At 54.0% G+C, this 23428-nt stretch carries 20 protein-coding genes and 1 other RNA gene; 6 read left to right on the top strand and 15 right to left on the bottom strand.

Features of this window, described 5'->3' with window-relative positions; all coding sequences use genetic code 11:
- Nucleotides 1–17: 17 nt before the first annotated feature.
- The 7 genes from gcvP to ACPUC7_RS06760 all read right to left on the bottom strand — a co-directional run bounded on the left by gcvP (nt 18) and on the right by ACPUC7_RS06760 (nt 9268).
- Nucleotides 18–2891 carry an aminomethyl-transferring glycine dehydrogenase gene (gene gcvP / locus ACPUC7_RS06790; protein ID WP_494922267.1) on the bottom strand — a complete coding sequence of 958 codons (2874 nt, stop codon included), beginning with the start codon at nt 2889–2891 and terminating at the stop codon, nt 18–20.
- A 97-nt stretch (nt 2892–2988) separates the two neighbouring features.
- Nucleotides 2989–3375 carry a glycine cleavage system protein GcvH gene (gcvH, locus tag ACPUC7_RS06785; protein ID WP_494922266.1) on the bottom strand — a complete coding sequence of 129 codons (387 nt, stop codon included), beginning with the start codon at nt 3373–3375 and terminating at the stop codon, nt 2989–2991.
- 21 nt (nt 3376–3396) lie between these two features.
- Entirely contained in the window at nt 3397–4494 is a 1098-nt protein-coding gene (gene gcvT, locus ACPUC7_RS06780) for a glycine cleavage system aminomethyltransferase GcvT (protein ID WP_494922265.1), read from the bottom strand.
- A gap of 422 nt (nt 4495–4916) precedes the next feature.
- On the bottom strand, nt 4917–6119 hold the full coding sequence (ubiI, locus tag ACPUC7_RS06775; protein ID WP_494922264.1) for an FAD-dependent 2-octaprenylphenol hydroxylase: 1203 nt from the start codon (nt 6117–6119) through the stop codon (nt 4917–4919).
- 20 nt (nt 6120–6139) lie between these two features.
- Nucleotides 6140–7318, bottom strand: coding sequence for a 2-octaprenyl-6-methoxyphenyl hydroxylase (gene ubiH / locus ACPUC7_RS06770; RefSeq protein WP_494922263.1), 1179 nt, complete (start codon nt 7316–7318; stop codon nt 6140–6142).
- Nucleotides 7315–8637 (bottom strand): Xaa-Pro aminopeptidase, encoded by a 1323-nt coding sequence (gene pepP / locus ACPUC7_RS06765; RefSeq protein ID WP_494922262.1) that lies wholly within the window; start codon nt 8635–8637, stop codon nt 7315–7317. The genes ubiH and pepP overlap by 4 nt, the downstream gene beginning before the upstream one ends.
- Nucleotides 8638–8686: 49 nt before the next feature.
- Complete coding sequence (locus ACPUC7_RS06760; protein ID WP_343552427.1) at nt 8687–9268, bottom strand: YecA/YgfB family protein; 582 nt, start codon at nt 9266–9268, stop codon at nt 8687–8689.
- A 170-nt stretch (nt 9269–9438) separates the two neighbouring features.
- On the opposite strand from ACPUC7_RS06760, the gene zapA reads away from it, so the two are divergent.
- The 3 genes from zapA (at nt 9439) to ACPUC7_RS06745 (ending at nt 10662) form a co-directional block, all read left to right on the top strand.
- On the top strand, nt 9439–9768 hold the full coding sequence (gene zapA, locus ACPUC7_RS06755; protein ID WP_007890288.1) for a cell division protein ZapA: 330 nt from the start codon (nt 9439–9441) through the stop codon (nt 9766–9768).
- Nucleotides 9769–9807: 39 nt separating this feature from the next.
- Nucleotides 9808–9991: non-coding RNA, 6S RNA (gene ssrS, locus ACPUC7_RS06750), on the top strand.
- A gap of 80 nt (nt 9992–10071) precedes the next feature.
- Nucleotides 10072–10662 (top strand): 5-formyltetrahydrofolate cyclo-ligase, encoded by a 591-nt coding sequence (locus ACPUC7_RS06745; RefSeq protein WP_494922261.1) that lies wholly within the window; start codon nt 10072–10074, stop codon nt 10660–10662.
- A 32-nt stretch (nt 10663–10694) separates the two neighbouring features.
- Here the strand turns inward: ACPUC7_RS06745 and serA are convergent, their stop codons facing one another.
- Nucleotides 10695–11933, bottom strand: coding sequence for a phosphoglycerate dehydrogenase (serA, locus tag ACPUC7_RS06740; RefSeq protein ID WP_343554625.1), 1239 nt, complete (start codon nt 11931–11933; stop codon nt 10695–10697).
- Nucleotides 11934–12212: 279 nt separating this feature from the next.
- Nucleotides 12213–12872, bottom strand: a complete 660-nt coding sequence (gene rpiA / locus ACPUC7_RS06735) for a ribose-5-phosphate isomerase RpiA (RefSeq protein ID WP_494922260.1) — start codon at nt 12870–12872, stop codon at nt 12213–12215.
- Between the two features lie 181 nt (nt 12873–13053).
- Between rpiA and ACPUC7_RS06730 the strand changes: the two genes are divergently transcribed.
- Nucleotides 13054–13959 carry a LysR family transcriptional regulator ArgP gene (locus tag ACPUC7_RS06730; protein ID WP_007890292.1) on the top strand — a complete coding sequence of 302 codons (906 nt, stop codon included), beginning with the start codon at nt 13054–13056 and terminating at the stop codon, nt 13957–13959.
- A gap of 42 nt (nt 13960–14001) precedes the next feature.
- Here ACPUC7_RS06730 and ACPUC7_RS06725 read toward each other — a convergent pair whose 3' ends face one another.
- Nucleotides 14002–14730 (bottom strand): oxidative stress defense protein, encoded by a 729-nt coding sequence (locus ACPUC7_RS06725; protein ID WP_343554627.1) that lies wholly within the window; start codon nt 14728–14730, stop codon nt 14002–14004.
- Between the two features lie 219 nt (nt 14731–14949).
- On the opposite strand from ACPUC7_RS06725, the gene ACPUC7_RS06720 reads away from it, so the two are divergent.
- The gene (locus ACPUC7_RS06720; protein ID WP_494922259.1) at nt 14950–16257 is read left to right on the top strand and encodes an MFS transporter; all 1308 of its coding nucleotides are present in this window, start codon (nt 14950–14952) and stop codon (nt 16255–16257) included.
- On the opposite strand, the gene ACPUC7_RS06715 is transcribed toward ACPUC7_RS06720, so the two are convergent.
- A complete protein-coding gene (locus tag ACPUC7_RS06715) occupies nt 16244–16942 on the bottom strand; it encodes an IclR family transcriptional regulator (RefSeq protein WP_494922258.1) in 699 nt (232 codons plus the stop codon). The two genes, ACPUC7_RS06720 and ACPUC7_RS06715, sit on opposite strands and share 14 nt — an antisense overlap.
- Nucleotides 16943–16999: 57 nt before the next feature.
- Between ACPUC7_RS06715 and ACPUC7_RS06710 the strand changes: the two genes are divergently transcribed.
- Nucleotides 17000–19258 (top strand): FAD-dependent oxidoreductase, encoded by a 2259-nt coding sequence (locus ACPUC7_RS06710; protein WP_494922392.1) that lies wholly within the window; start codon nt 17000–17002, stop codon nt 19256–19258.
- On the opposite strand, the gene argO is transcribed toward ACPUC7_RS06710, so the two are convergent.
- The 4 genes from argO to pgk all read right to left on the bottom strand — a co-directional run bounded on the left by argO (nt 19255) and on the right by pgk (nt 23417).
- On the bottom strand, nt 19255–19878 hold the full coding sequence (gene argO, locus ACPUC7_RS06705) for an arginine exporter ArgO (protein WP_494922257.1): 624 nt from the start codon (nt 19876–19878) through the stop codon (nt 19255–19257). The genes ACPUC7_RS06710 and argO overlap by 4 nt on opposite strands.
- 128 nt (nt 19879–20006) lie before the next feature.
- Nucleotides 20007–20879 (bottom strand): small-conductance mechanosensitive channel MscS, encoded by an 873-nt coding sequence (mscS, locus tag ACPUC7_RS06700; RefSeq protein WP_494922256.1) that lies wholly within the window; start codon nt 20877–20879, stop codon nt 20007–20009.
- Nucleotides 20880–21068: 189 nt separating this feature from the next.
- A complete protein-coding gene (gene fbaA, locus ACPUC7_RS06695; protein WP_494922255.1) occupies nt 21069–22148 on the bottom strand; it encodes a class II fructose-bisphosphate aldolase in 1080 nt (359 codons plus the stop codon).
- A gap of 105 nt (nt 22149–22253) precedes the next feature.
- Nucleotides 22254–23417, bottom strand: coding sequence for a phosphoglycerate kinase (gene pgk / locus ACPUC7_RS06690; RefSeq protein WP_494922254.1), 1164 nt, complete (start codon nt 23415–23417; stop codon nt 22254–22256).
- Between the last annotated feature and the right edge of the window lie 11 nt (nt 23418–23428).

Raw genomic sequence — 23428 nt, 5'->3', positions numbered from 1 at the left:
GTTAACAATAGCCTGATTTATTGGTATTCGCTCATTGGCACACAGCTACAGAAAACGTTACGGTCGCCATACACATCGTCCAAACGCTTCACCGTTGGCCAATATTTGTTGGCGCTGCCCGCCGGGAAGACCGCCAGTTCGCGGGTGTACGGATGTGTCCATTCGCTGACGATTTCCATCTGCGTGTGCGGCGCGTTCACCAACGGATTGTCTTCCAGCGGCCATTCGCCATCAGCCACGCGATCGATTTCCATGCGGATGGCCAGCATCGCATCAATAAAGCGATCGAGCTCGATTTTGCTTTCTGATTCCGTTGGTTCAACCATCAAGGTGCCGGCAACCGGGAATGACATGGTTGGGGCGTGGAATCCGTAATCGATCAGACGTTTAGCGATATCCAACTCGCTGATGCCGGTTTGCTCTTTCAATGGACGAATGTCGAGAATACATTCGTGCGCCACACGACCATCGCGACCTGCATACAGAATCGGATAAGCCGATTGCAGGCGGCTAGCAATGTAGTTGGCGTTGAGAATCGCGACCGAACTGGCTTGCTTCAAGCCTTCTGCGCCCATCATGCGGATGTACATCCAGCTGATTGGTAAAATAGATGCGCTACCAAACGGTGCCGCTGAAACCGCGCCTTGCTGCGTCAGTACGCCATCAATTTGCACCACGCTGTGGCCCGGCACGAACGGTGCCAAATGCGCTTTCACACCAATTGGGCCCATACCCGGACCGCCACCGCCGTGCGGGATGCAGAAGGTTTTGTGCAGGTTAAGGTGCGAAACGTCCGCGCCGATATAACCTGGCGTGGTGATACCGACCTGCGCGTTCATGTTGGCGCCATCGAGATACACCTGACCGCCGTGCTGATGCACGATCTGGCACACTTCACGAATGGTTTCTTCATACACGCCGTGGGTGGATGGATAGGTCACCATGATGCACGACAGTTGCTCGCCAACCTGAGCGGCTTTCTCACGCAGATCGCCGAGATCGATGTTGCCTTGTTTATCACACGCGACCACCACCACCGCCATGCCCGCCATTTGCGCGGATGCTGGGTTGGTGCCATGCGCAGAACTTGGGATCAGGCAGACATTACGGCCGCCTTCATTGCGGCTTTCGTGGTAGCGGCGAATCGCCAGCAGACCGGCATATTCACCTTGTGCGCCGGAGTTCGGCTGCATGCAAAGTGCGTCGTAACCGGTTAATTGCACCAGCCATTGCGACAGCTGACCAATCATCTGCAAGTAGCCCGTCGCCTGCTCTGCCGGGCAGAACGGATGCAGCTCGGCAAATTCAGGCCAGGTGATTGGAATCATTTCCGCCGCAGCGTTGAGTTTCATGGTGCACGAGCCGAGCGGGATCATCGCCTGGTTCAGCGCCAGATCTTTTTTCTCCAGGCTGTGCATGTAACGCATCATCTCAGTTTCGCTGTGATGACGATTGAATACGGGATGCGTCAGGAATTCACTTTCACGCACCTGTCCAGCAGGGATCGCGCTGTTTTCCGCAGCCACTGCCGCATCCAGTGCGTCAATATCCTGCCCGTGCGCATCGCCCAGCAGAATGGCCAGTAGCGCCAGCACATCTTCACGCGTGGTGGTTTCATCCAGCGTGATACCAACGGCGTTAAGCACGTCGCTGCGCAGGTTGACGCCAAAGCTCAGTGCGCGATTCAGCACCGCGGCTTTATCGGCCACTTCTACGGTCAACGTATCGAACCAGCTGTTGTGGCGCAGTTTCAAACCACCATTTTGCAGGCCAGCCGCCAGAATGCTGGTGAGGCGATGAATGCGTGAAGCAATGCGCTTAAGGCCAACCGGGCCATGATAAACCGCGTACAGGCCCGCGATATTGGCCAGTAATACTTGTGAAGTACAGATGTTGGAGTTGGCTTTCTCACGACGGATATGTTGCTCACGGGTTTGCATCGCCATGCGCAGCGCGGTATTACCGGCGGCATCACGAGAAACACCGATGATGCGGCCAGGCATCGAGCGTTTGTGCTCGTCGCGGCTGGCGAAGAAGGCGGCGTGTGGACCGCCGTAACCCATCGGTACGCCGAAACGCTGTGCAGAACCAAACACGATGTCAGCGCCCTGCTTGCCTGGTGCTTCTAACTGCACCAGCGCCATGAAATCAGCCGCCACGCTAACCACCACTTTGCGGTTTTTCAGTTCTGCAATCAGTGAACGGTAATCATGAACTTCGCCATGCGTACCCACCTGTTGCAGCAGTACGCCAAACAGGTCGTCGTGATCCAGCATTTTGTCGGCGCTGTCGATGATCAGTTCAAAGCCAAAGGTTTCTGCGCGGGTGCGCACTACATCCAGCGTTTGCGGATGGATGTCATCGGCGATGAAGAATTTTGTCGCGTTCTTCAGCTTACTCACGCGCTTCGCCATCGCCATCGCTTCGGCGGCCGCGGTGGCTTCGTCGAGCAGTGACGCGGATGCGATATCCAATCCGGTCAGATCCAACGTCAGCGTCTGGAAGTTCAGCAACGCCTCAAGACGACCCTGCGACACTTCTGGCTGATATGGCGTATACGCGGTGTACCAGCCTGGGTTTTCCAGCATGTTACGCAGGATAACTGGCGGGGTGATCACCGCGCTGTAGCCCATACCAATCCAGGATTTATAGCGTTGGTTCTGACTGGCAATGGCTTTCAACTCGGCCAGCGCTTGTTGTTCGGTCGCGGCATCGCCAACCGCAGGCGGGCCCGGCAGTTGAATGTCGGCAGGAACAATCGATGCGATCAACGATGAGAGCGAACTGGCACCAATCGTTTCCAGCATCAAGGCCTGTTGTTCCGGCGTAGGACCGATGTGGCGCTCAATGAAAGCACCGTTGTGTTCAAGCTGGCTGAGAGTCTGAGTCATGTGCAGTAAATCCTGAGTCGGGCTGGGTGACAAAAAAGGCATTAAATCAGGCAAAAAAAGAAGGTGCCGCCACGCGCCACCTTCTTTAGCTTACCGGTTACTCGTCGATTGATGCTTTGTAGGCATCGGCGTCCAGCATGGCGTCGAGTTCAGACTCGTCGCTGGCTTTGATGCGGAACAACCAACCATCGGCATATGGCGCGCTGTTAACCAGCTCCGGTGAATCACCTAGCTGGTCATTCACCGCCACGATTTCACCGCTCAGTGGTGCGTAGATGTCGGAAGCCGCTTTTACGGATTCTGCAACCGCGCAATCATCGCCCGCAGCGAAGGTTGTGCCCACGTCTGGCAAATCGACAAACACCATATCGCCCAGCAGATCCTGTGCGTGTTCAGTGATGCCCACGGTGAAAGTGCCGTCAGCTTCTCTACGGACCCACTCGTGACTATCGCGATATTTCAATTCACTTGGCACATTGCTCATTGGCCATTTCTCCTGAAAAAATTACTGGGCGACCGGTTTACCGGCTCGAACAAAAATAGGTTTGGTCACTTTCACCGGCATTTCCCGGTTACGGATTTCGACAATGGCCTGCTCGCCAATACCTGCCGGCACGCGCGCCAATGCGATGCTGCAACCCAGCGTTGGTGAGAAGGAACCGCTGGTAATAATACCTTGCTGTGGCTGACCTTGTTCATCGGTGAAACGTACCGGTAAACCGTTACGCAGCACGCCTTTTTCGGTCATGATCAGCCCAACCAGTTTTTCGGTGCCGTGCTCACGCTGCGATTGCAAAGCATCACGACCAATGAAATCGCGATCGTTCGGTTCCCAGGTGATGGTCCAGCCCATGTTGGCCGCCAGCGGCGAAACGCCTTCATCCATCTCCTGACCGTACAAATTCATGCCCGCTTCGAGACGTAAGGTATCGCGTGCGCCGAGACCAGCGGGTATGACGCCAGCAGCCAGCAATTGCTGCCAGAAAGCAGCGGCTTCCGTTGCCGGCATGGCAATCTCATAACCGGCTTCGCCGGTGTAACCGGTGGTGGCGATGAACAGATTTTCTGCTTGCACGCCAAAGAACGGTTTCATGCCCGCAACAGCGGCACGTTGCGCATCGCTGAACAACGTCTGGGCTTTTTGCTGCGCATTCGGACCTTGCACCGCGATCAATGCCAGATCGTCACGTTCGGTCAATTCCACGCCGAACGGCTGAGCATGCTGTTTAATCCACGCCAAATCTTTCTCTCGTGTGGCAGAGTTCACCACCAGACGGAAGAAGTCTTCGCTCATAAAGTAAACAATCAAATCATCAATGACGCCAGCAGAAGCATTCAGCATGCCGGTGTACAGCGCTTTGCCTGGCTGGGTTAATTTGGCGACATCGTTCGCTAACAGATAACGCAGAAATTCGCGGGTGCGTGCACCGCGCAAATCAACAATGGTCATGTGGGAAACATCAAACATGCCGGCATCGTTACGCACCGCGTGATGCTCATCCATTTGCGAGCCGTAATGCAGCGGCATCATCCAACCATGGAAGTCCACCATGCGCGCACCGCAGGCTTGATGCTGTTCGAATAGAGGCGTTTGCTGAGTCATAACCATCCTGTGAAAACAAGTGAGTGTGACGCGCCTGCGCCGCCTTCTCAGGCTGACGCAAACGTTCTCTTTATGCTGAAGTTATCACCTAATGCGGCAATTAACCATGAGGAAAACGAGGGCGAAACACTACCACCTTTCCAGATGCCATCGAACATCACCCAGCACAATTCACTGCATTATTGTGATTAACCTCGCACAAAATACGACTAAATTACTTTGATGCAGCAAATTGAGGGAATCCACGCCACAACTTTATGAAATGGTTCGGTCTGGGCGGAGCATTAACATGAGATTAACTAATGCGAATTGATGGGTAAAATTAGAATAAATCAAATGAGGCGCGATTTGGGTGCATCGTTGCATCACAACGGTGCACCAAACAAAAACGGCGCCTGATTAGGCGCCGTTGGTAGAAGAGATTAACGTATCCAACTGGGGAGATCGTTGAGTCCCATCGCTTGTTTCAGCATTAGCGGTTTAACGCCTGGCAAGGTGTCTGCCAGCTTTAAGCCCACATCTCGCAACAGTTTTTTCGCTGGATGCGTACCGGCAAACAATTCACGGAAACCCTGCATGCCTGCCAGCATCATCGCTGCGCTGTGTTTGCGGCTGCGCTCATAACGACGTAAATAGAGGTGCTGACCAATGTCTTTGCCTTCCTGATGCAAACGGCGAATTTCACCAATCAATTCAGCCGCATCCATAAAGCCCAAATTTACGCCCTGCCCGGCCAGCGGATGAATGGTATGCGCGGCATCGCCGACTAACGCTAAGCGATGCGCGGCAAAGTTACGTGCATAGCGCGCCATCAGCGGGAAGGTTTTGCGCTCGCTTTCCACCTGACACAAGCCAAGTCGCATATCAAACGCCACCGATAATTGCTGATTAAACAACGCTTCCGGCATGGATTGCATGCGCGTTGCTTCCTGCGGTGACAGCGACCAGACAATTGAACAAAGATGCGGATCCTGCATTGGCAGGAACGCCAGAATACCGTCGCCGTGGAAAATCTGCCGCGCGATGGCATCGTGCGGCATATCGGTGCGAATGTTGGCAACCAAAGCGTGATGTTCATAATCCCAGAAGGTCAGCGGGATATCGGCTTTGTCGCGCAGCCACGAATTGGCACCGTCTGCTGCAATCAGCAAACGTGCGCTCATCATGCTGCCATCTTGCAGCGTGACAAAGGCTTCGTTATCGCCAAACGCCACATGCTGCAACTGCGCAGGGGCGAACAAGCTGATATCGCTGCATTGACTGGCACGCTGCCACAATGCGCTGTGAATCACTTCATTTTCAATGATATGGCCGAGGTGCGATAAGCCTTGTTGCTCGTCATCAAAACTGATCGAGCCGAAGCTGTCCTGATCCCACACTTCCATGCCGTGATAGGCGCTGGCGCGCAGAGCCAGAATGCTCGACCACACATCGAGCTTTTGCAGCAGACGTTCGCTGGCAGCGTTGATGGCGGAGACGCGAATCGAAGCGCTCGCCGCCAGATCAAATTGTGGCTCAGGTGCTTTTTCCAGCACGGCAACGCGCAAGCCGCTGCCTTGTAATCCGCATGCGACGGCCAAACCCACCATACCGCCACCGGCGATTGCCACATCAAAAGTTTGCATTGCTGCCCCTTAATTCATGCTTAACGCTTGACCCAGCCGAGCGTGCGCGCGGCAAGTGGGTTTCGCAGCCATGGCAGATGGTCCATTGCCACCAGCCCAAGATTTCGTCCTGCTACTAACGGCGCATATCGATTGGCAAACATGCGCACTAAACCGTCGGTGACGCCAATTGTCGCGGCGCGATCGGGCTGACGCCGCGCGGCAAAGTGCTGCAGTACCGCATAACTGCCGGGATCCTGCTGCTGACGATGCGCGCTTGCCAGCGTTTCCGCCAGCGACATCACATCACGCAGGCCAAGATTGAAGCCTTGCCCGGCAATCGGATGCAGCGTTTGTGCCGCATTGCCGACCAACGCCAGACGATGCGTCACCTGACGTTCGGCGGTTTGCAGCGCCAGCGGATAGAGTTCGCGTTGACCGGTATGCGTGAATCGCCCCAAGCGCCAGCCAAAGGCACGCTGAAGGTGTTGCAGGAAGGTCGCATCATCCCACTGTTGAATCGCGGATTGCGCGTCAATCGGATGGCACCACACCAACGACATCCGATTGCCCGACATCGGCAACAACGCCAGCGGGCCGTGTTCAGTGAAGCGTTCAAACGCACGGCCTTGATGCGGCAGTTGCATCGTGACATTGGCGATCACCGCCAACTGCTGATAATCGTCACGCTGCCAGGTGATGCCGCAAGAGGCAGCGAGCGGCGAACGTGAACCATCAGCAGCCACCAGCAATGCGCCATCGAGTTGCTCGCCGCTGTTCAGCGTGATTTGCATATTGTCTGCGCTTCGCGTCACGTTGGTTACGTGATCCGGACAGCGCAGCGTGACGCCAGGCGCCGTTTTCAGGCGCTGGAACAGGCGTTGGCCGACATCGAAAAGCTCGACCACCTGGCCCAACGCAGGCAATTGGTGATCTTCAGCCTTAAGTGAGACAAAACCGGTATGCCCGCGATCGGAAACGTGAATATCGGTGATCGGCGTGCCGCAATCCGCCAGCGAGCGCCACAGATCGATATCCGCCAGCTGCTGGCAAGTACCCGCAGCCAGCGCAATGGCGCGTCCGTCATAGCCCGGATGCGCGCGGCTGTCGGGTTGGCTGCGTTCGATTAACGTGACCGGCAATTGGCCTTGCGTCAGATGCGAAATCGCCAGTGCTAATGTCGCTCCGGTCATGCCGCCGCCAGCAATCAAAATACTCATGCGTGGCGTGCCGCCGCCATCAAGGCTTCGATTGCATCAGCATCTTTTACCACGCTGTCGGTGAGGTTTTCGTTACCCTCTTCGGTGATAACGATGTCATCTTCAATGCGGATGCCAATGCCGCGATATTGTGCCGGCAATTTGGCGTCTGGCGCGATGTACAAGCCCGGTTCGATGGTTAACACCATGCCCGGTTCCAGGATGCGATCGCGGCTTGGCGTGCCGTAATGGCCGACATCGTGCACATCCAGTCCCAGCCAGTGGCTTAATCCGTGCATGAAGAACGGGCGATGCGCCTGCTCTTCAAACAGCGTGTCGATATTGCCATCCAGAATGCCGAGATCGACCAGGCCAGTAATCATAATGCGCACCACTTCGTCGTTGACGTCATGAATGCTGATGCCCGGACGGAACATCGACAACGCTTTGTACAGCGACGCCAGCACGATGTCGTAAATCTCACGCTGCGGTTCACTGAACTTACCGTTCACCGGGAAGGTACGAGTGATATCGCCGGCGTAACCGTGGAATTCACAGCCTGCGTCGATTAACACCAGATCGCCGTCGCGCATTTCGCTTTCGTTTTCGGTGTAATGCAGGATACAGCCGTTTTCGCCTGAACCGACGATGGTGTTATACGACGGAAAACGCGCGCCGTGGCGATTGAATTCGTGGTGAATTTCGCCTTCCAGCTGATATTCAAACATGCCCGGACGACAAGCTTGCATCGCGCGCGTATGTGCCAGCGCGCTGATTTTTCCGGCACGACGCAGAATCTCAATCTCTTCGGCGCTTTTGAACAGGCGCATATCGTGCACCCAGGGACGCCAATCGGTGACGGTGTTCGGCGCGCTGAGATTTTGGCGGAAGCCGCGACGCAGTTTTTCCAGCGCGCTGAAAACCAACTGATCCGCCTCGGCGTATTCGCCCTGAGCGTGGTAAACCACATCCAGACCATTCAGCAATTGGTGCAACTGCTCGCCAATGTCATCCCACGGCAACGCGCGATCAACGCCCAGTTTTGCCGGTGCCGCATCTTGTCCCAGACGGCGGCCGAACCAGATTTCAGCGGTGAGATCGCGTACGCGGTTGAACAGCACGCTGTGATTGTGTTTGTCATCACTTTTGATCAGCACCAGCAGCGCTTGCGGTTCATTGAAACCGGTGAAGTACCAGAAATCGCTGTTTTGACGGAAGTTATATTCGGTGTCGTTGCTACGCGTCACTTCAGGTGCCGCAAAAATCAACGCCGCACTGCCCGGCTTCATGCGAGCAATCAACGTCTGACGACGCTGCTGGAAGGTATCCAAAGTAATCATGTTTGCACTCCCTGTTGAAGACGGGCGACAACGTCCCGCATTAACGCGCTTAGTGTAACGTGGGTTTTTGCACTTCAGGTGCTGTTGGCTGATGCTGACGCGTGAAGGTATCGTGGCAAAGCAAAGCCGCGACGCGCACGTACTCAATCACCTCTTCCAGCGATTGCTCTAGCTCTTCCTGATCTTCATCTTCGTCATAACCGAGTTGGGCGATAGTGCGCAAATCGTCAATCGCTTCACCGGTTTCACCGGTGACCTTTTCCAGTTTCGGTTGCGTAACGCCCAAACCCAGCAGGAAATGATTGACCCAACCGGCCAGCGCATCAGCGCGGTCGAATACCGTGATGTCATCATCTTCCGGCAGCATCAGCTGGAACATAAAGCCTTCGTCTTCCAGGGTGTTAGCCAGGCTTTCGTGCAGCGCTTGCAACGGTTGCGACAGACTTTGCGAAAACGCCATGCCTTCGTTGGTGAGGTCGTGCACCATGGTTTTCCAGCTGGTGTCCTGATTGCCGCCACAGAGAATTCCGGAAAGAAGTCCGTGCATTTCGGCTGGCGTCATGCCCACGCCCTGCTGTGAAAGGGCCGCGGCTAGCGCGTTGTAACTCGGCGTTGCGTTCTGTAAAGACATAAGCTTTGGTCGTCGTTGGCAGAATAAGTTCGTGTTATGCTACCACCAGGTGCCTCTGGGTTTCCAGAAAAGGGGTTGTAAGTTATAACTCGGGTATATATAGTTTCGCACCTCCCAACCCATTGACCGGTAAGGGAGATGCGATCGAAGTAATCAGTTAGGATGGTGGCATGTCTGCACAACCAGTAGATATTCAAATTTTTGGTCGTTCTTTGAGAGTGAATTGCCCGCCTGAACAGCAAGATGCGCTGAACCTGGCCGCAGAAGACCTCAATCAACGGTTGCAAGATTTAAAAGTTCGCACTAGAGTCACCAATACAGAGCAACTGGTGTTCATCGCCGCGTTAAACATCTGCCACGAGCTGGCACAAGAGAAAGGTAAGACGCGCGACTATGCAGCAAACATGGAACAACGTATCCGCATGCTGCAGCAGACCATTGAACAAGCGTTAGTTGAGCAAGGTCGCATAACTGATCGCCAGGGCCCTAATTTTGAATAACACTTCATGGTCCTCATGCTAGAGTGACGGTGAAGTAAATTTTCTCTGAGATGTTTGCAAGCGGGCCAGTCCCCTGAGCCGATATTTCATACCAACAGAATGTGACGCTCCACAATTTGTGCGCATGCTCGGTCCGTCCGAGAAGCCTAATAGTTGTGACGGCATGTTCACCTTGAACCAAGGGTTCAAGGGTTACAGCCTGCGGCGGCATCTCGGAGATCTCCATTTAGTTCTAATCTGTAATCCCCCGGTTTGCATGAAATGCTATAGTGGCTGGCAACAGCCCACTCTGCCGGGGATATCATGTCAGCACCCTCTCTTCTCGACCGTCAAGACATCCGTCAGCATGTGCGCCATTTGCGCCGCAATCTCACGTCTGAACAACAGGAACTGGCCGCCGATCAGTTGGCTGAACACGCCATCAATATCGCGACCATCGCCAACGCGCAGCACATCGCGTTGTTCTTATCGGTTGATGGTGAGATCAATACGCGCCCGCTGATAGCCAAACTGTGGCAGCAAAAAAAGCAGGTTTATTTACCCGTTCTCCATCCCTTTTCGCCAGGCAACTTACTGTTTACCCGCTACACGCCAGAAACCTCACTCACGACGAATAAACTGCGCATTCCTGAGCCACCATTAGACATTACGCAAATGGTCACGCTGGATCAGTTAGATGTGATGCTGGTGCCGCTGGTCGCGTTTGATCAGCATGGTCAGCGTTTAGGCATGGGCGGAGGATTTTATGATCGCACGCTGCAAAACTGGCAGCAGCATGGCTTTATACCGATGGGGATTGCGCATGATTGCCAGCGCGTCGCTGAACTGCCGGTCGCCGCTTGGGATGTGCCACTGCCCGCGATTCTGACGCCAGCCAAACTGTGGCAATGGTAGAAAACAAAGGGCGCCAATGGCGCCCTGAGTGATCAGTACAGCAGACGGGCGCGAATGGTGCCCGGAATCGCTTTCATTGCTTGTAGCGCTTTATCCGCTACATCCTCTTCCGCATCGATATCAATAACCACATAACCCATCACCGGCGTTGTTTGCAGGTACTGAGCGGCGATGTTGATGCCTTGCTCAGCAAAGATCTGGTTAATCGCTGTCAGCACGCCTGGGCGGTTTTCATGAATGTGCAGTAAACGGCTCGCGCTGGCGGCATGCATCGGCAGTGATACTTCCGGGAAGTTAACCGCAGACAAGGTAGAACCGTTATCAGAGTACTTCGCCAGTTTACCTGCCACTTCAATGCCGATGTTCTCCTGCGCTTCCTGCGTTGAACCACCGATGTGTGGTGTCAGGATCACGTTGTCGAACTCGCACAGCGGGGAATTAAATGGATCGCTGTTGGTGGCCGGCTCAACCGGGAAGACGTCGATAGCCGCGCCAGACAGATGCTTATTCGCCAACGCATCGCACAGCGCCGGGATATCAATCACTGTGCCACGTGCGGCGTTGATCAGCAGTGAACCTGGCTTCATCAGCGCCAACTGCTCTGCGCCGATCATATTCTGCGTTGAAGCGGTTTCTGGCACGTGCAGGCTGACCACGTCGCTCATGTTGAGCAGATCCGACAGATGACGCACTTGAGTAGCGTTACCCAACGGCAGTTTGCTTTCGATATCGTAGAAAAACACGTGCATACCGAGGCTTTCCGCCAGCACGCCCAATTGCATACCGATGTGACCATAACCTATGATGCCGAGCTTTTTGCCGCGCGCTTCGAACGAGCCATTTGCCACTTTGTTCCAGATGCCACGGTGTGCTTTGGCGTTGGCTTCAGGAATGCCGCGCAGCATCAGCAGCATTTCGCCAATCACTAACTCAGCAACGGAGCGGGTGTTCGAGAACGGTGCGTTAAATACCGGTACGCCGCGTTTCGCTGCCGCGCCGAGATCAACTTGGTTGGTACCGATACAGAAGCAACCCACCGCCACCAGTTTTTCAGCAGCAGCAAAGATCTCTTCAGTGAGTTGGGTACGGGAACGGATACCAATGAAGTGCGCATCGCGGATGGAGGATTTCAGCGACTCCGCATCCAGCGCCCCTTTGTGAAACTCGATGTTGGTGTAGCCTGCTGCACGCAGGTTTTCCAGCGCACTCTGGTGAACGCCTTCCACCAGCAGGAACTTAATCTTGTCTTTTTCCAGTGATACCTTTGCCATTTCCCGACCCTATTCAGAATTCAATGAGGACTACCATAAGGTAGCCTTCTGTCAAAATATCAAAAATTTCGAGCGCAGCAATACAAACGATTGCCTGGATGGCAGCACGCGCCCACGTTGCGGCAGCACAATGCCGTACAAAATCGTGACATCTTAAGTGGACAGAGTACGAACTCGCTGTTGATGAATCTTTTGTGACATAAGTCACCAAATTTCACCTGCGCGAGAAAAGATGTTTTGCAGATGGAAATAACCGGCGCCATATCTGCGCCGGACAGATCATTTTACGATGGTTTTCACGCCGTCAGCGGTGCCAATCAGCGCCACATCTGCGCCACGAGCGGCAAACAGACCAACCGTCACCACACCTGGCAGCGCGTTAATGGTTTTTTCCAGCTCAGAGGGATTCACAATGCTGAGATTATGCACGTCGAGAATAATGTTGCCGTTATCGGTAATGACGTTCTGGCGATACTCCGGCAAGCCACCCAGCTTCACCAATTCGCGTGCGACAAACGAGCGCGCCATCGGAATCACTTCAACCGGTAGCGGGAATTTGCCCAGCACATCGACTTCTTTCGATACATCGGCAATGCAGACGAATTTCTTTGCCACCGCAGCCACGATTTTCTCACGCGTCAGCGCTGCGCCACCGCCTTTGATCATTTGCATCTGCGGATTGATTTCATCTGCGCCATCCACGTAAACCGACAGCTCATCAATCTCGTTAAGGTCGAAAACATGAATGCCTAAAGACTTCAGTTTTTCGGTAGACGCTTCCGAACTGGAAACCGCGCCTTCAATCTGATCTTTCATGGTGCCGAGCGCATCAATGAAATGCGCGGCGGTTGAACCAGTGCCAACGCCAACAATGGTGCCGGGCTCAACGTATTTCAGCGCTGCCCAACCTACCGCTTTTTTCAGTTCATCCTGGGTCATGGTATGTTTAAAACCTGTGCGACATCGAAGTGCGCGTAGTATAAAACAAGGCGTCGCAAAAAAGCGCGGCTGTTAAACAGCTGATTGAAGTCTTTGGAAGCCAGCCCGCAAAAATGTGCCCCAGCACAATTTGACAGTTTTATGGCATAGTAATGTCCATCCTGAACGAGAGAGAAAAACAATGAAACGCCCGGATTATCGAACGCTTCAGGCGCTGGATGCGGTGATTCGCGAGCGCGGCTTTGAGCGCGCAGCGCAAAAACTGTGTATTACGCAATCTGCGGTTTCTCAGCGTATCAAACAGCTGGAAAATTTATTCGGTCAGCCGCTGCTGGTGCGTACTGTGCCGCCGCGTCCGACGGAACAGGGACAGAAGCTGCTGGCGTTGTTGCATCAGGTTGAGCTGCTGGAAGAGGAGTGGCTGGGTGATGATAACGGCGGCACCACGCCGCTGCTGCTGTCGTTGGCGGTTAACGCCGACAGTCTGGCAACCTGGCTGCTGCCAGCCTTAAAGGATGTGCTGGCCGATTCACCAGTGCGCCTGAATTTGCAGGTTGAAGATGAAACGCGCACGCAGGAACGTCTGCGTCGCGGTGAAGTGGTGGGTGCGGTGAGTATCCAGCCGCAGCCGTTGCCAAGCTGTTTGGTCGATCAATTGGGCGCGCTAGATTATCTGTTCTGCGCTTCGCCTGATTTCGCCGCACGTTACTTCCCGAATGGCGTGACACGTTCTGCATTGCTAAAAGCGCCGGCGGTGGCGTTTGACCATCTGGATGATATGCATCAGGCGTTTTTGCAGCAGAACTTTGACCTGTCGCCCGGCAGCGTGCCGTGCCACATCGTTAACTCATCAGAAGCGTTTGTGCAGTTGGCGCGGCAAGGTTCGGTGTGCTGTATGATTCCGCATTTGCAGATTGAGCGTGAACTGGCGCAAGGTGAACTGGTTGATTTAACGCCCGGACTCTATCAGCGTCGCATGCTGTACTGGCACCGTTTCGCACCAGAAAGTCGTTTGATGCGCAGTGTGACAGATGCATTGATTGCGCACGGACATCGTGTGCTGCGTCAGGATGTTTTACCTGCCTAATAATCAGGTCGCCAACGCTGGCGACCTGTTACCTTCAAAGCCTTATGGCGTATTCGGTTTGATTTCGAACACCACATCCACTTGATCGTCAAAGTGAATGCTCTGCTGCTCATAGGTTTGCTGCGCGGTGGTATCCGCGGGTGCCGCGGCGGCTTTATACATGCGCGCCATCGGCATTGGCTGGTAGTTGGCGACGTGATAACGAATGCTGTACACCGAACCCAATTTAGCATTGAAGCCTTCTGCCAGCGCATTGGCTTGCTGCGTGGCATTGGCGATCGCTACTTTGCGCGCCTGCTCTTTATAGCTGTCCGGATTCGCCACGCCCAACTCAACGGAACGAATTTCATTCAGGCCCGATTTTAACGCGCCATCCAGCAGTTCATTCAATTTATCCAGTTGGCGTAATGTCACCTGCACCTGACGTTGCGCGCGATAGCCTTTCAATACCGATTTACCCTCTTTGGTGTAATCGTATTCCGGCTGCGTGCTCAGATTGGCTGCATCAATGTCTTTTTTCTCAATGCCATTTTTTTGCAGGAAATCGAAATATTGCGCCACGCGATCGTCAGCTTGTTTTTTTGCTTCCGCTGCGTCTTTCGACGAAACACTCACCACAATTGCCAGCGTTGCGATATCCGGCTTGGCATCTACGCTTGCCTGCCCAGATGTCACCACATGCGGTCCATTCGGCAATTCACCCGCCTGAACCAAACCAGACAGAGCGCCCGTGCTCATTGCGGCGGCCAGCGCCAGTGCTTTCAGTTTCACGAAAGTCCTCCTTGAGGGATTCAATTTACAGGTCGCCACTATGGCTAAACCCAAAACACATTACCATGCGTGATGCTCTGAGTTTTGATTCCGCAAAAAGTTCGGGCAATCTGCTGTTTTAACCTCGCCGCGATCGCAAATTTTACTGAACAGATTGGCTGAAAAATTACTTAAACGTTTCTATTAAAGAAACACTTCTGGGTTCGGGAGAGTTGCATTATGACAGAACAGCCGCTTAGCCAAACCGTTGCCAGCGTGCGCGCCGGAAGGACGCGTTTTCTCATGCTTGGCCTGGTGTTTATTAACATCATTATCAACTACATGGATCGCACAAATCTGTCAGTTGCCGCAACATCAATGGCGGGAGAATTGCGCTTTACGCCGATGGAAATGGGCTTGATCTTCTCGGCTTTCGGCTGGATCTATGCTGCTTTGCAGATCCCCGGCGGATTCCTCATCGATCGGCTTGGTGCGCGCGTAGTGTACGGCGTTGGCTTGTTTGCCTGGTCATTAATTACTGCGCTACATGCGCTCGCCAACAGTTTTGGTGCGCTGTTTGGCCTACGGCTTGGCGTCGGCGCATTTGAAGCGCCGGTGATGCCATCCAATAACCGCGTGATTTCCAGCTGGTTCCCGGAGCAGGAGCGCGCCAGTGCGATTGGCATCTACTCCTCCGCGCAGTTTGTCGGTTTAGCCTGCATGACGCCGCTGCTGTTTCATGTGCAGGATGCCTTTGGCTGGCGCGGGCTATTTTTGATTACCGGTGCAGTCGGCATGGTTTGGGCGCTGGTGTGGTACGCGCTGTACCGCGAACCCAACCAGCACCAAGGCGTGTCAGAAGCTGAACTGCGCTATTTGCGCGATAACGGCGCATTGCTGGAAAGCCGCCAACATGCTCAGCAACCCAAAGCGCGCTGGCGCGATTTGGCTCAGATGTTCAGCAGCCGCAAACTGGTCGGCATTTATATCGGCCAATTCACCATCTCCGCCACATTCTGGTTCTTCCTGACCTGGTTCCCGACCTACTTAGTTGAATACCGCCATATGGGATTCATCAAAAGCGGCTATGTCGCTTCGGTGCCCTATTTTGCGGCGTTTTGTGGCGTGCTGCTGGCGGGATTTGCCTCAGATCGCATGATTAGGCGCGGCGTTTCGCCTAGCATTGCGCGCAAGTTGCCGGTGATTGTTGGCCTGTTCCTGACGCTGTTTATCCTCGGCGCCAATTACACCAATGATTCGACGCTGATTATCCTATTTATGTCGCTGGCGTTCTTCGGCAACGGTCTGGCGACCATCACTTGGGTATTTGTCACCGCGCTGGCACCGCACCATTTGATTGGCTTAGCGGGCGGCGTGTTTAACTTTACCGGTGCGTTGTCATCTATCGTGGTGCCGATTGCCATTGGCGCATTAATTGATGGCGATAACTTCGCGCCAGCATTGGCCTTTATTGCCGTGCTGGCGGCTATTGGCATCTGTAGTTATCTGTTTATTGTCGGGAAGATCGATCATGTTAGCGCGGCGTAAGCACAATCTGCGCCAGCGATTGCAGCTGTTGCAGACGCTGCGTGATATGCGCCTGATCATGCTGCCAGATTTTGGCGAAGGCCAGCGCCGCGCGATTGTTATTGATCGGTCGCGCCATGCTGATTTCACCGTCATCACGATGCCAAACCAGATGCTCCTCGGCCCGCTTGCGCGCCAGCAGCGGCGCGATTTGCTGCCACTGTTCATCGCTAAAACGTGGACGCAACACCTCATCACTTTCCGCTGCCAGCAGCGACACGCCAATCACCGATTGCCAGGCTGGCAGCATCCGGAAACCGGCCAGCGCCTGACTGGCGTTAGTGCGTTCACCAGGTTCGGAGTGCCAGATGTAGATCACCTGATCTTCCCACAGCACACCAAGCGCCACCACGATATCGCGCGGCGCGTGGATCTCCAGTTGCGGCAAGGCTTGGGCAAACAGCGACGATCCACGAATCGCCTGCGCCGCCAGCGCATGAATGCCGGGCCCCGGCAGATAACGGCGATGCTCATCCTGCGTCGTCAGCCCGATGGCCGCCATGGTCATCAACAAGCGATTCACACGCGTGCTGTTCATCCCCATCTGGCGCGCCAATTCACGACAACCCACGGCTTTATCACTAGACACCAAATATTGCAGGCAGCGAATACCGTCAATCAGGCTTTGGTTGGGTTGAGAAGACATAAATCACCTGCGGCGGGCAAAATCCAATCTTAGCCTTAGTGTTACAGGAATGAAATGATGCAAACATTCTCTTCACAAAATGCACGACACTTTCCGCAGCAACAGCTCAAAACTGATTTGGTTGTGACCGGAGGCGGATTGGCTGGCGTCTGCGCGGCCTTAGCCGCCGCACGCGATGGCCTCAAGGTGGTGCTGATCCAGGATCGTCCAGTGCTGGGCGGCAACGCCTCCAGCGAAGTGCGTTTGTGGGCCAATGGCGCCACATCGCACATGGGCAATAACAATCGCTGGGCACGTGAAGGCGGCATCATGGGCGAGATCATGGAGGAGAATCTATGGCGCAATAAAGAAGGCAATCCGGTGCTATTCGATATGGTTTTGCTGGATTTGGTGCAATCGCAGCCTGGCCTGACGTTACTGCTTAATACCGTGGTCACCGATATCGAAAAATTGGGCCGCCGCTTGCAAGCCGTGCAGGCTTTTAACGCGATCAATCAAACCGGTTATCACGTCAGCGCTCAGCAGTTCATCGATGCTAGCGGTGATGGCGTGTTGGGCTATCTGGCCGGTGCGGCGCATCGCGTAGGCGCAGAATCGATGGAAGAGTTTGGCGAGAAGATGGCGCCGGGCGAAAATTTTGGCCACAAGCTCGGCCATTCGATCTACTTCTACACCAAACGTACCTCCCAGCCAGTGCGCTTCGTGCCGCCCTCTTTTGCATTGAAAGAGATCACCGCTATTCCACGTTACAAACGTTTGACCTCCGATCTTAACGGCTGCGATTTGTGGTGGCTGGAATGGGGTGGACGGCTGGATACCGTTCACGAAAGCGAAACCATCAAATGGGAACTGTGGAAAATCGTCTGGGGCGTGTGGGATTACATCAAAAACTCCGGCGAATTTCCCGATGCCGACAACCTTACGATCGAGTGGGTTGGCCTGATTCCCGGCAAGCGCGAAAGCCGGCGTTTTCTGGGTGATACCTTGTTGTGCCAACAGGACATTATCGAACAGCGCGATCATTACGATGCGGTGGCGTACGGCGGTTGGTCGATTGATCTGCATCCGGCCGATGGCGTCTACAGCGAACATGATGGTTGTCGCCAGTTCCACAGCAAAGGCACTTACACTATTCCTTTCCGCGCGTTGTATAGCCAATCGCTGGATAATTTGCTGCTAACTGGACGATTGATCTCTGCGACGCATGTGGCTTTCGGCAGCGCCCGCGTGATGTGTACCTGTGGCGTGTTGGGTGAAGTGGTTGGGCGCGCGGCAGCACTTTGTCAGCAACAACACTTAACGCCAGCCGAGTTGGCACAACCCGATCATGTTGAGATGCTGCAACAGCAATTGCTCCTTCAGGGCGCGTTTATTCCGCGCCAGCCGCTGATTAATCCGGCGCGAGATGCGCAGATTGCCGTCAGCAGCACATTACAGCTGCGCGCTCTGCCCGCCGATGCCGGTTGGCATCAATTAAAATCACGCTGCGCGTTGTTGTTGCCGCTGAAAGCGGGCGAACGTTTACCGGCCATTACCGTACAGTTGCGCGCGACACAAACGCAGAAATTGCAGGTGTCGCTGCTGACCAGCGACAATCCCGCCAATACCTGCGGCGATCGTCACATTGCCAGTCACAGCATTAGCGTTAATCAGCAAGGGCAATATCACCTCAACTTTGCTTATCGCGCAGAAGTTGATCGCTATCTGTTTATCGCCTTCGAAGAGAATCCGGCGGTGGAGATTGCGCTCACCAGCCAACGCTTGCCGGGCATCATGATGGTGTTCAACAGCCTCAATCCGCGCGTGGCAAAACGCACGCGGCAAATTAACGATGGTGATTACGGCATCGATGAGTTTGATTTCTGGTTGCCACACCGGGCTCCACAGCAAATCCTACTGGCCTTTGCGCTCGAAACGCCGCTGCAACTGTGGCATCGCGACTATTTGCTCAACGGCAAATTACGGCCAGAACAGCACACCAATTGCTGGGTGCCGGCGAAGGATGATGCGTATCCCAATGTCAGTTGGCAATGGGCTGAATCGCAGCAGGCGCGGCAAATATCTTTGTTGTTTGATAACGACTTTGATCATGCGATGGAAACGGTGCAAATGGGCCATGCTCAGCCGGTAACGCCGCACTGCACCACGCATTATCGACTCTGGCTGGATGAAATTTTACTGGCTGAGGTGACGGAGAATCATCATTCGCTATGTCATCACGCGATACCGCAAGGCGTGAGTTTCCGTCGGATTCGGCTGGAGTTACTTGCCAGTGCGGGCGCGCTGCCCGCACTGTACGGTTTGCATCTGCATTAGAGCGCGGCGATGCCCTGGCGCGCTAACTGGATGGCGATAAACCACATTACGCCGCCCACCAGCAGATTGATGATGCGCTGCGCACGCACGGTGCGCAGACGCGGCGAAAGCCATGCTGCTAGCAGTGCTAAGCCGAAGAACCAAATGATTGAGGCGCTAACCGTGCCAAAAGCAAACCAGCGACGCGCATCTTCCGACGGCAATTGACTTCCCAAACTGCCCAGCACCACAAAGGTATCCAGATAGACGTGCGGATTGAGCCAGGTGACTGCCAGAATCGTGGCGATAATGCGCCAGCGTCCCTGCTTCAGTTCCGCATCGGAAGTCAGCGTTACATCGCCTTGCCACGCGCTACGCAGTGCGCCCCAGCCGTACCACAGCAGAAATGCCACGCCCGCCCAGGTAATCAGCATCAGCAGAATTGGCGATTGATTTAGCAGCGCGCTGCCGCCAAAAATCCCGCCGCAGATCAGTGCAATATCGCTGAGCGCGCAGAGTCCAGCGGTCATCAGATGGTAATGGCGTTTAATGCCCTGATTCATCACAAACGCATTTTGCGGGCCTAATGGCAGAATCAGCGCAGCACCAAGAGCAAGTCCTTGTAAGTAAACAGATAACACAGAATTAGTCCTGAATAACGGGGAGATGCGATGCAGTATAGTGACGCGGAGATATTAGTGGAAATTGAAAGATTTAATCAGCCATTAGCGAAAGTGATAAAAAAGGCACCCGCAGGTGCCTTTCATTATTACTCGGTGCGAGCGGGAAGTTGCTCGCTCTTAACTTGATGCAAATGCACATCCATCTGCGGATAAGGAATGCCAATGCCGTTGGCATCCAGCGTGCGTTTGAAGTTCTTCATCAGATCCCAGTAGACGTTTTGCAGGTCGCTGCTCTTGCTCCAGCAACGCACCACAAAGTTCAGCGAGGAAGCGGCCAACTCATTGAGGCCGATCTGGATGCCTAAATCTTGCAGCACGCGCTCATCCGCTTCGACCACTTCACGGAACAGCGCAATCACCTGATCAACGTCCGCATCGTAGGCCACACCGATAATAAATTCGTTACGGCGAATTGGCTCACGTGAGAAGTTGATGATATTGCCAGCGATGATTTTACCGTTTGGCACCACCACGATTTTGCCATCGGCGGTTTTCAGCGTCGTGGAGAAGATTTGCACGTTCTGTACCGTGCCCATCACGCCGCCCAGATCGACAAACTCACCGGTTTTGAACGGGCGGAAGGTCACCAGCAACACGCCCGCCGCGAGGTTGGAGAGCGAACCTTGCAGCGCCAAACCAACGGCTAAACCGGCGGCACCCAATACAGCGATCACCGAGGCGGTTTGCACGCCAACGCGTCCCAACGCGGCAATAATGGTGAAAGCGATAATGCCGTAACGCACCATGGCTGACAGGAAATCAGCTACCGTGGCATCAATATGACGCGCCTGCAGTACGCGGTTAATCGCATTTGAGATAATGCGCGCGATAAACATACCAATGATAATGGTAATGATCGCCGCCACAATATTGACCGCATAGCTCAGGATCAATTCCTGATTGCGCACCAGCCAGCCGCCAGCATTGTTAATGCCATCAACGACATTTAAGTCTTCCATTTGTTAGCCCTGTTGTTGAGTTTCCCGGGGGGAAAATGCCAAAAACTGCCAGATTGATTCCGACAACCCGATTACAAGGGTAAACAAAAATGTTTACGAGCGCCAAAAATGGTCTGAATTTGCGGGGTTTTCCAGACGCGACGCATAAAAAAAGGCCCTTTTGGGCCTTTTTTGTACTGTAAGGAAAAATTACAGCACGTCGACAGCGTTCAGCTCTTTGAAAGCCTGCTCCAGGCGAGTCACCATGGAAGCCTGCGCAGAACGCAGCCATACGCGTGGATCGTAGTATTTCTTGTTCGGGCTATCTACGCCTTTCGGGTTGCCCAACTGGCCTTGCAGATACGCTTCGTTCTCTTTATAGAACTTCAGAATACCGTCCCATGTTGCCCACTGGGTATCGGTATCGATGTTCATTTTGATTACACCGTAACCAATTGATTCTTTGATCTCTTCTGGAGATGAACCTGAACCACCGTGGAACACGAAATCCAGCGCGTTGTGCGGCAGATTGTGTTTCTTGGTCACGAATTCCTGAGAATCGCGCAGGATGGTTGGGGTCAGTTTCACGTTGCCTGGCTTGTACACGCCGTGCACGTTACCGAATGAAGCGGCGATAGTGAAACGTGGGCTGATTTTGCTCAGCTCGGTGTAAGCGTAATCAACGTCTTCTGGCTGGGTGTACAGTGCAGAAGCGTCCATGTGGCTGTTGTCCACGCCATCTTCTTCACCACCGGTGCAACCCAGTTCGATTTCCAGCGTCATATCCAGTTTCGCCATGCGCGCCAGATATTTAGAAGAGATCTCGATGTTTTCTTCCAGAGATTCTTCAGACAGGTCAATCATGTGAGAAGAGAACAGTGGTTTGCCAGTTTTAGCGAAATGCGCTTCGCCAGCATCCAGCAGACCGTCGATCCACGGCAGCAGTTTTTTGGCGCAGTGGTCGGTGTGCAGGATGACTGGCACGCCATACTGTTCAGCCATCAGATGCACATGGTGCGCACCGGCGATAGCGCCGAAGATTGCCGCGCCCTGTGGCTTATCGGTTTTGAAACCTTTACCGGCGATGAATGCAGCACCACCATTGGAGAACTGAACGATGACCGGCGCTTTCACTTTGGCCGCAGCTTCCAGTACCGCGTTGATGGAATCCGTGCCGACGCAGTTAACTGCTGGCAGAGCGAATTTGTTTTCTTTCGCTACTTGGAAGATTTTCTGAACGTCATCACCAGTGACAACGCCGGGTTTTACGAAATCAAAAATTTTAGACATGGTTGTGTCCTGTTTCGTTTATCGCTCATCCCATGATGGGACTTCGAATTATTTGCCTTTATCAGGCAAGTCTTCAGGCGACGCCGAAGCGTCGCCCCCAAAGAGTTACTGCTTGGCGCGCTCTTCCAGCATAGCAACTGCTGGCAGTTTTTTGCCTTCCACGAATTCGAGGAATGCGCCGCCGCCAGTAGAGATATAAGAGATCTTATCTTCGATACCGAACAGGTCGATAGCAGCCAGCGTATCGCCGCCGCCCGCGACTGAGAACGCTTCGCTGTCGGCAATGGCGTTAGCCACGATTTCGGTGCCTTTACGGAAGTTCGGGAATTCGAACACGCCCACTGGGCCGTTCCACAGAATGGTTTTAGCGCCTTTCAGGATCGCTGCCATGGCCTGTGCGGTTTCATCACCGAAGTCCATAATCTCTTCGTTATCCGCAACTTCGGAAACCTTTTTAACGGTTGCCGGTGCAGTTTCAGAGAATTCCGTGCCTACGCGAGAATCGGTAGGAACTGGGATGCCGTGCTCGTCACGCAACTTTTTCGCTGCTTCAACGAAGTCTGGCTCAAACAGTGATTTGCCAACGTTGTTGTCGATTGCCACGAAGGTGTTAGCGATACCGCCACCGACGATTACGGTGTCAGCGATCTTAACCAGCGACTGCAACACATCGAACTTGGTAGAAACTTTAGAACCACCCACCACAGCAACCAGCGGACGCTCTGGGTTGCTCATCACTTTACCCAGCGCTTCCAGCTCAGCTGACAACAGCGGGCCAGCACAAGCGATTGGCGCGAACTTGCCAACACCGTGGGTAGAAGCCTGCGCGCGGTGTGCGGTGCCGAATGCATCCATCACGAATACATCGCACAGTGCGGCATAATCCTTTGCCAGACCTTCTTCGTCTTTTTTCTCGCCTTTGTTAAAGCGCACGTTTTCCAGCACAACCAGTTCACCCGCATTGACTTCAACACCTTTGAGGTAATCTTTTGCCAGGGTAACGTTGGTGCCGTTCAGCTTGTCTTTCAGGTAGTTAACAACTGGCAGCAGGGAGAACTCTTCATTGTATTCACCTTCGGTCGGACGACCCAGGTGAGAGGTAACCATCACTTTCGCGCCCTGTTTCAACGCCGCTTCGATGGTTGGCAGAGAAGCACGGATACGTGCATCTGACGTCACTTTCCCTTCTTTTACTGGCACGTTGAGATCGGCACGGATCAGAACGCGTTTACCAGCAAGATCCAGATCGGTCATCTTAATTACAGACATGGTGAACCCTC

Source organism: Pantoea sp. CFCC18179, from assembly GCF_059412405.1.
The sequence above is the reverse complement of the archived record's forward strand: the minus strand, read 5'-3'. Positions and strand labels throughout refer to the sequence as shown.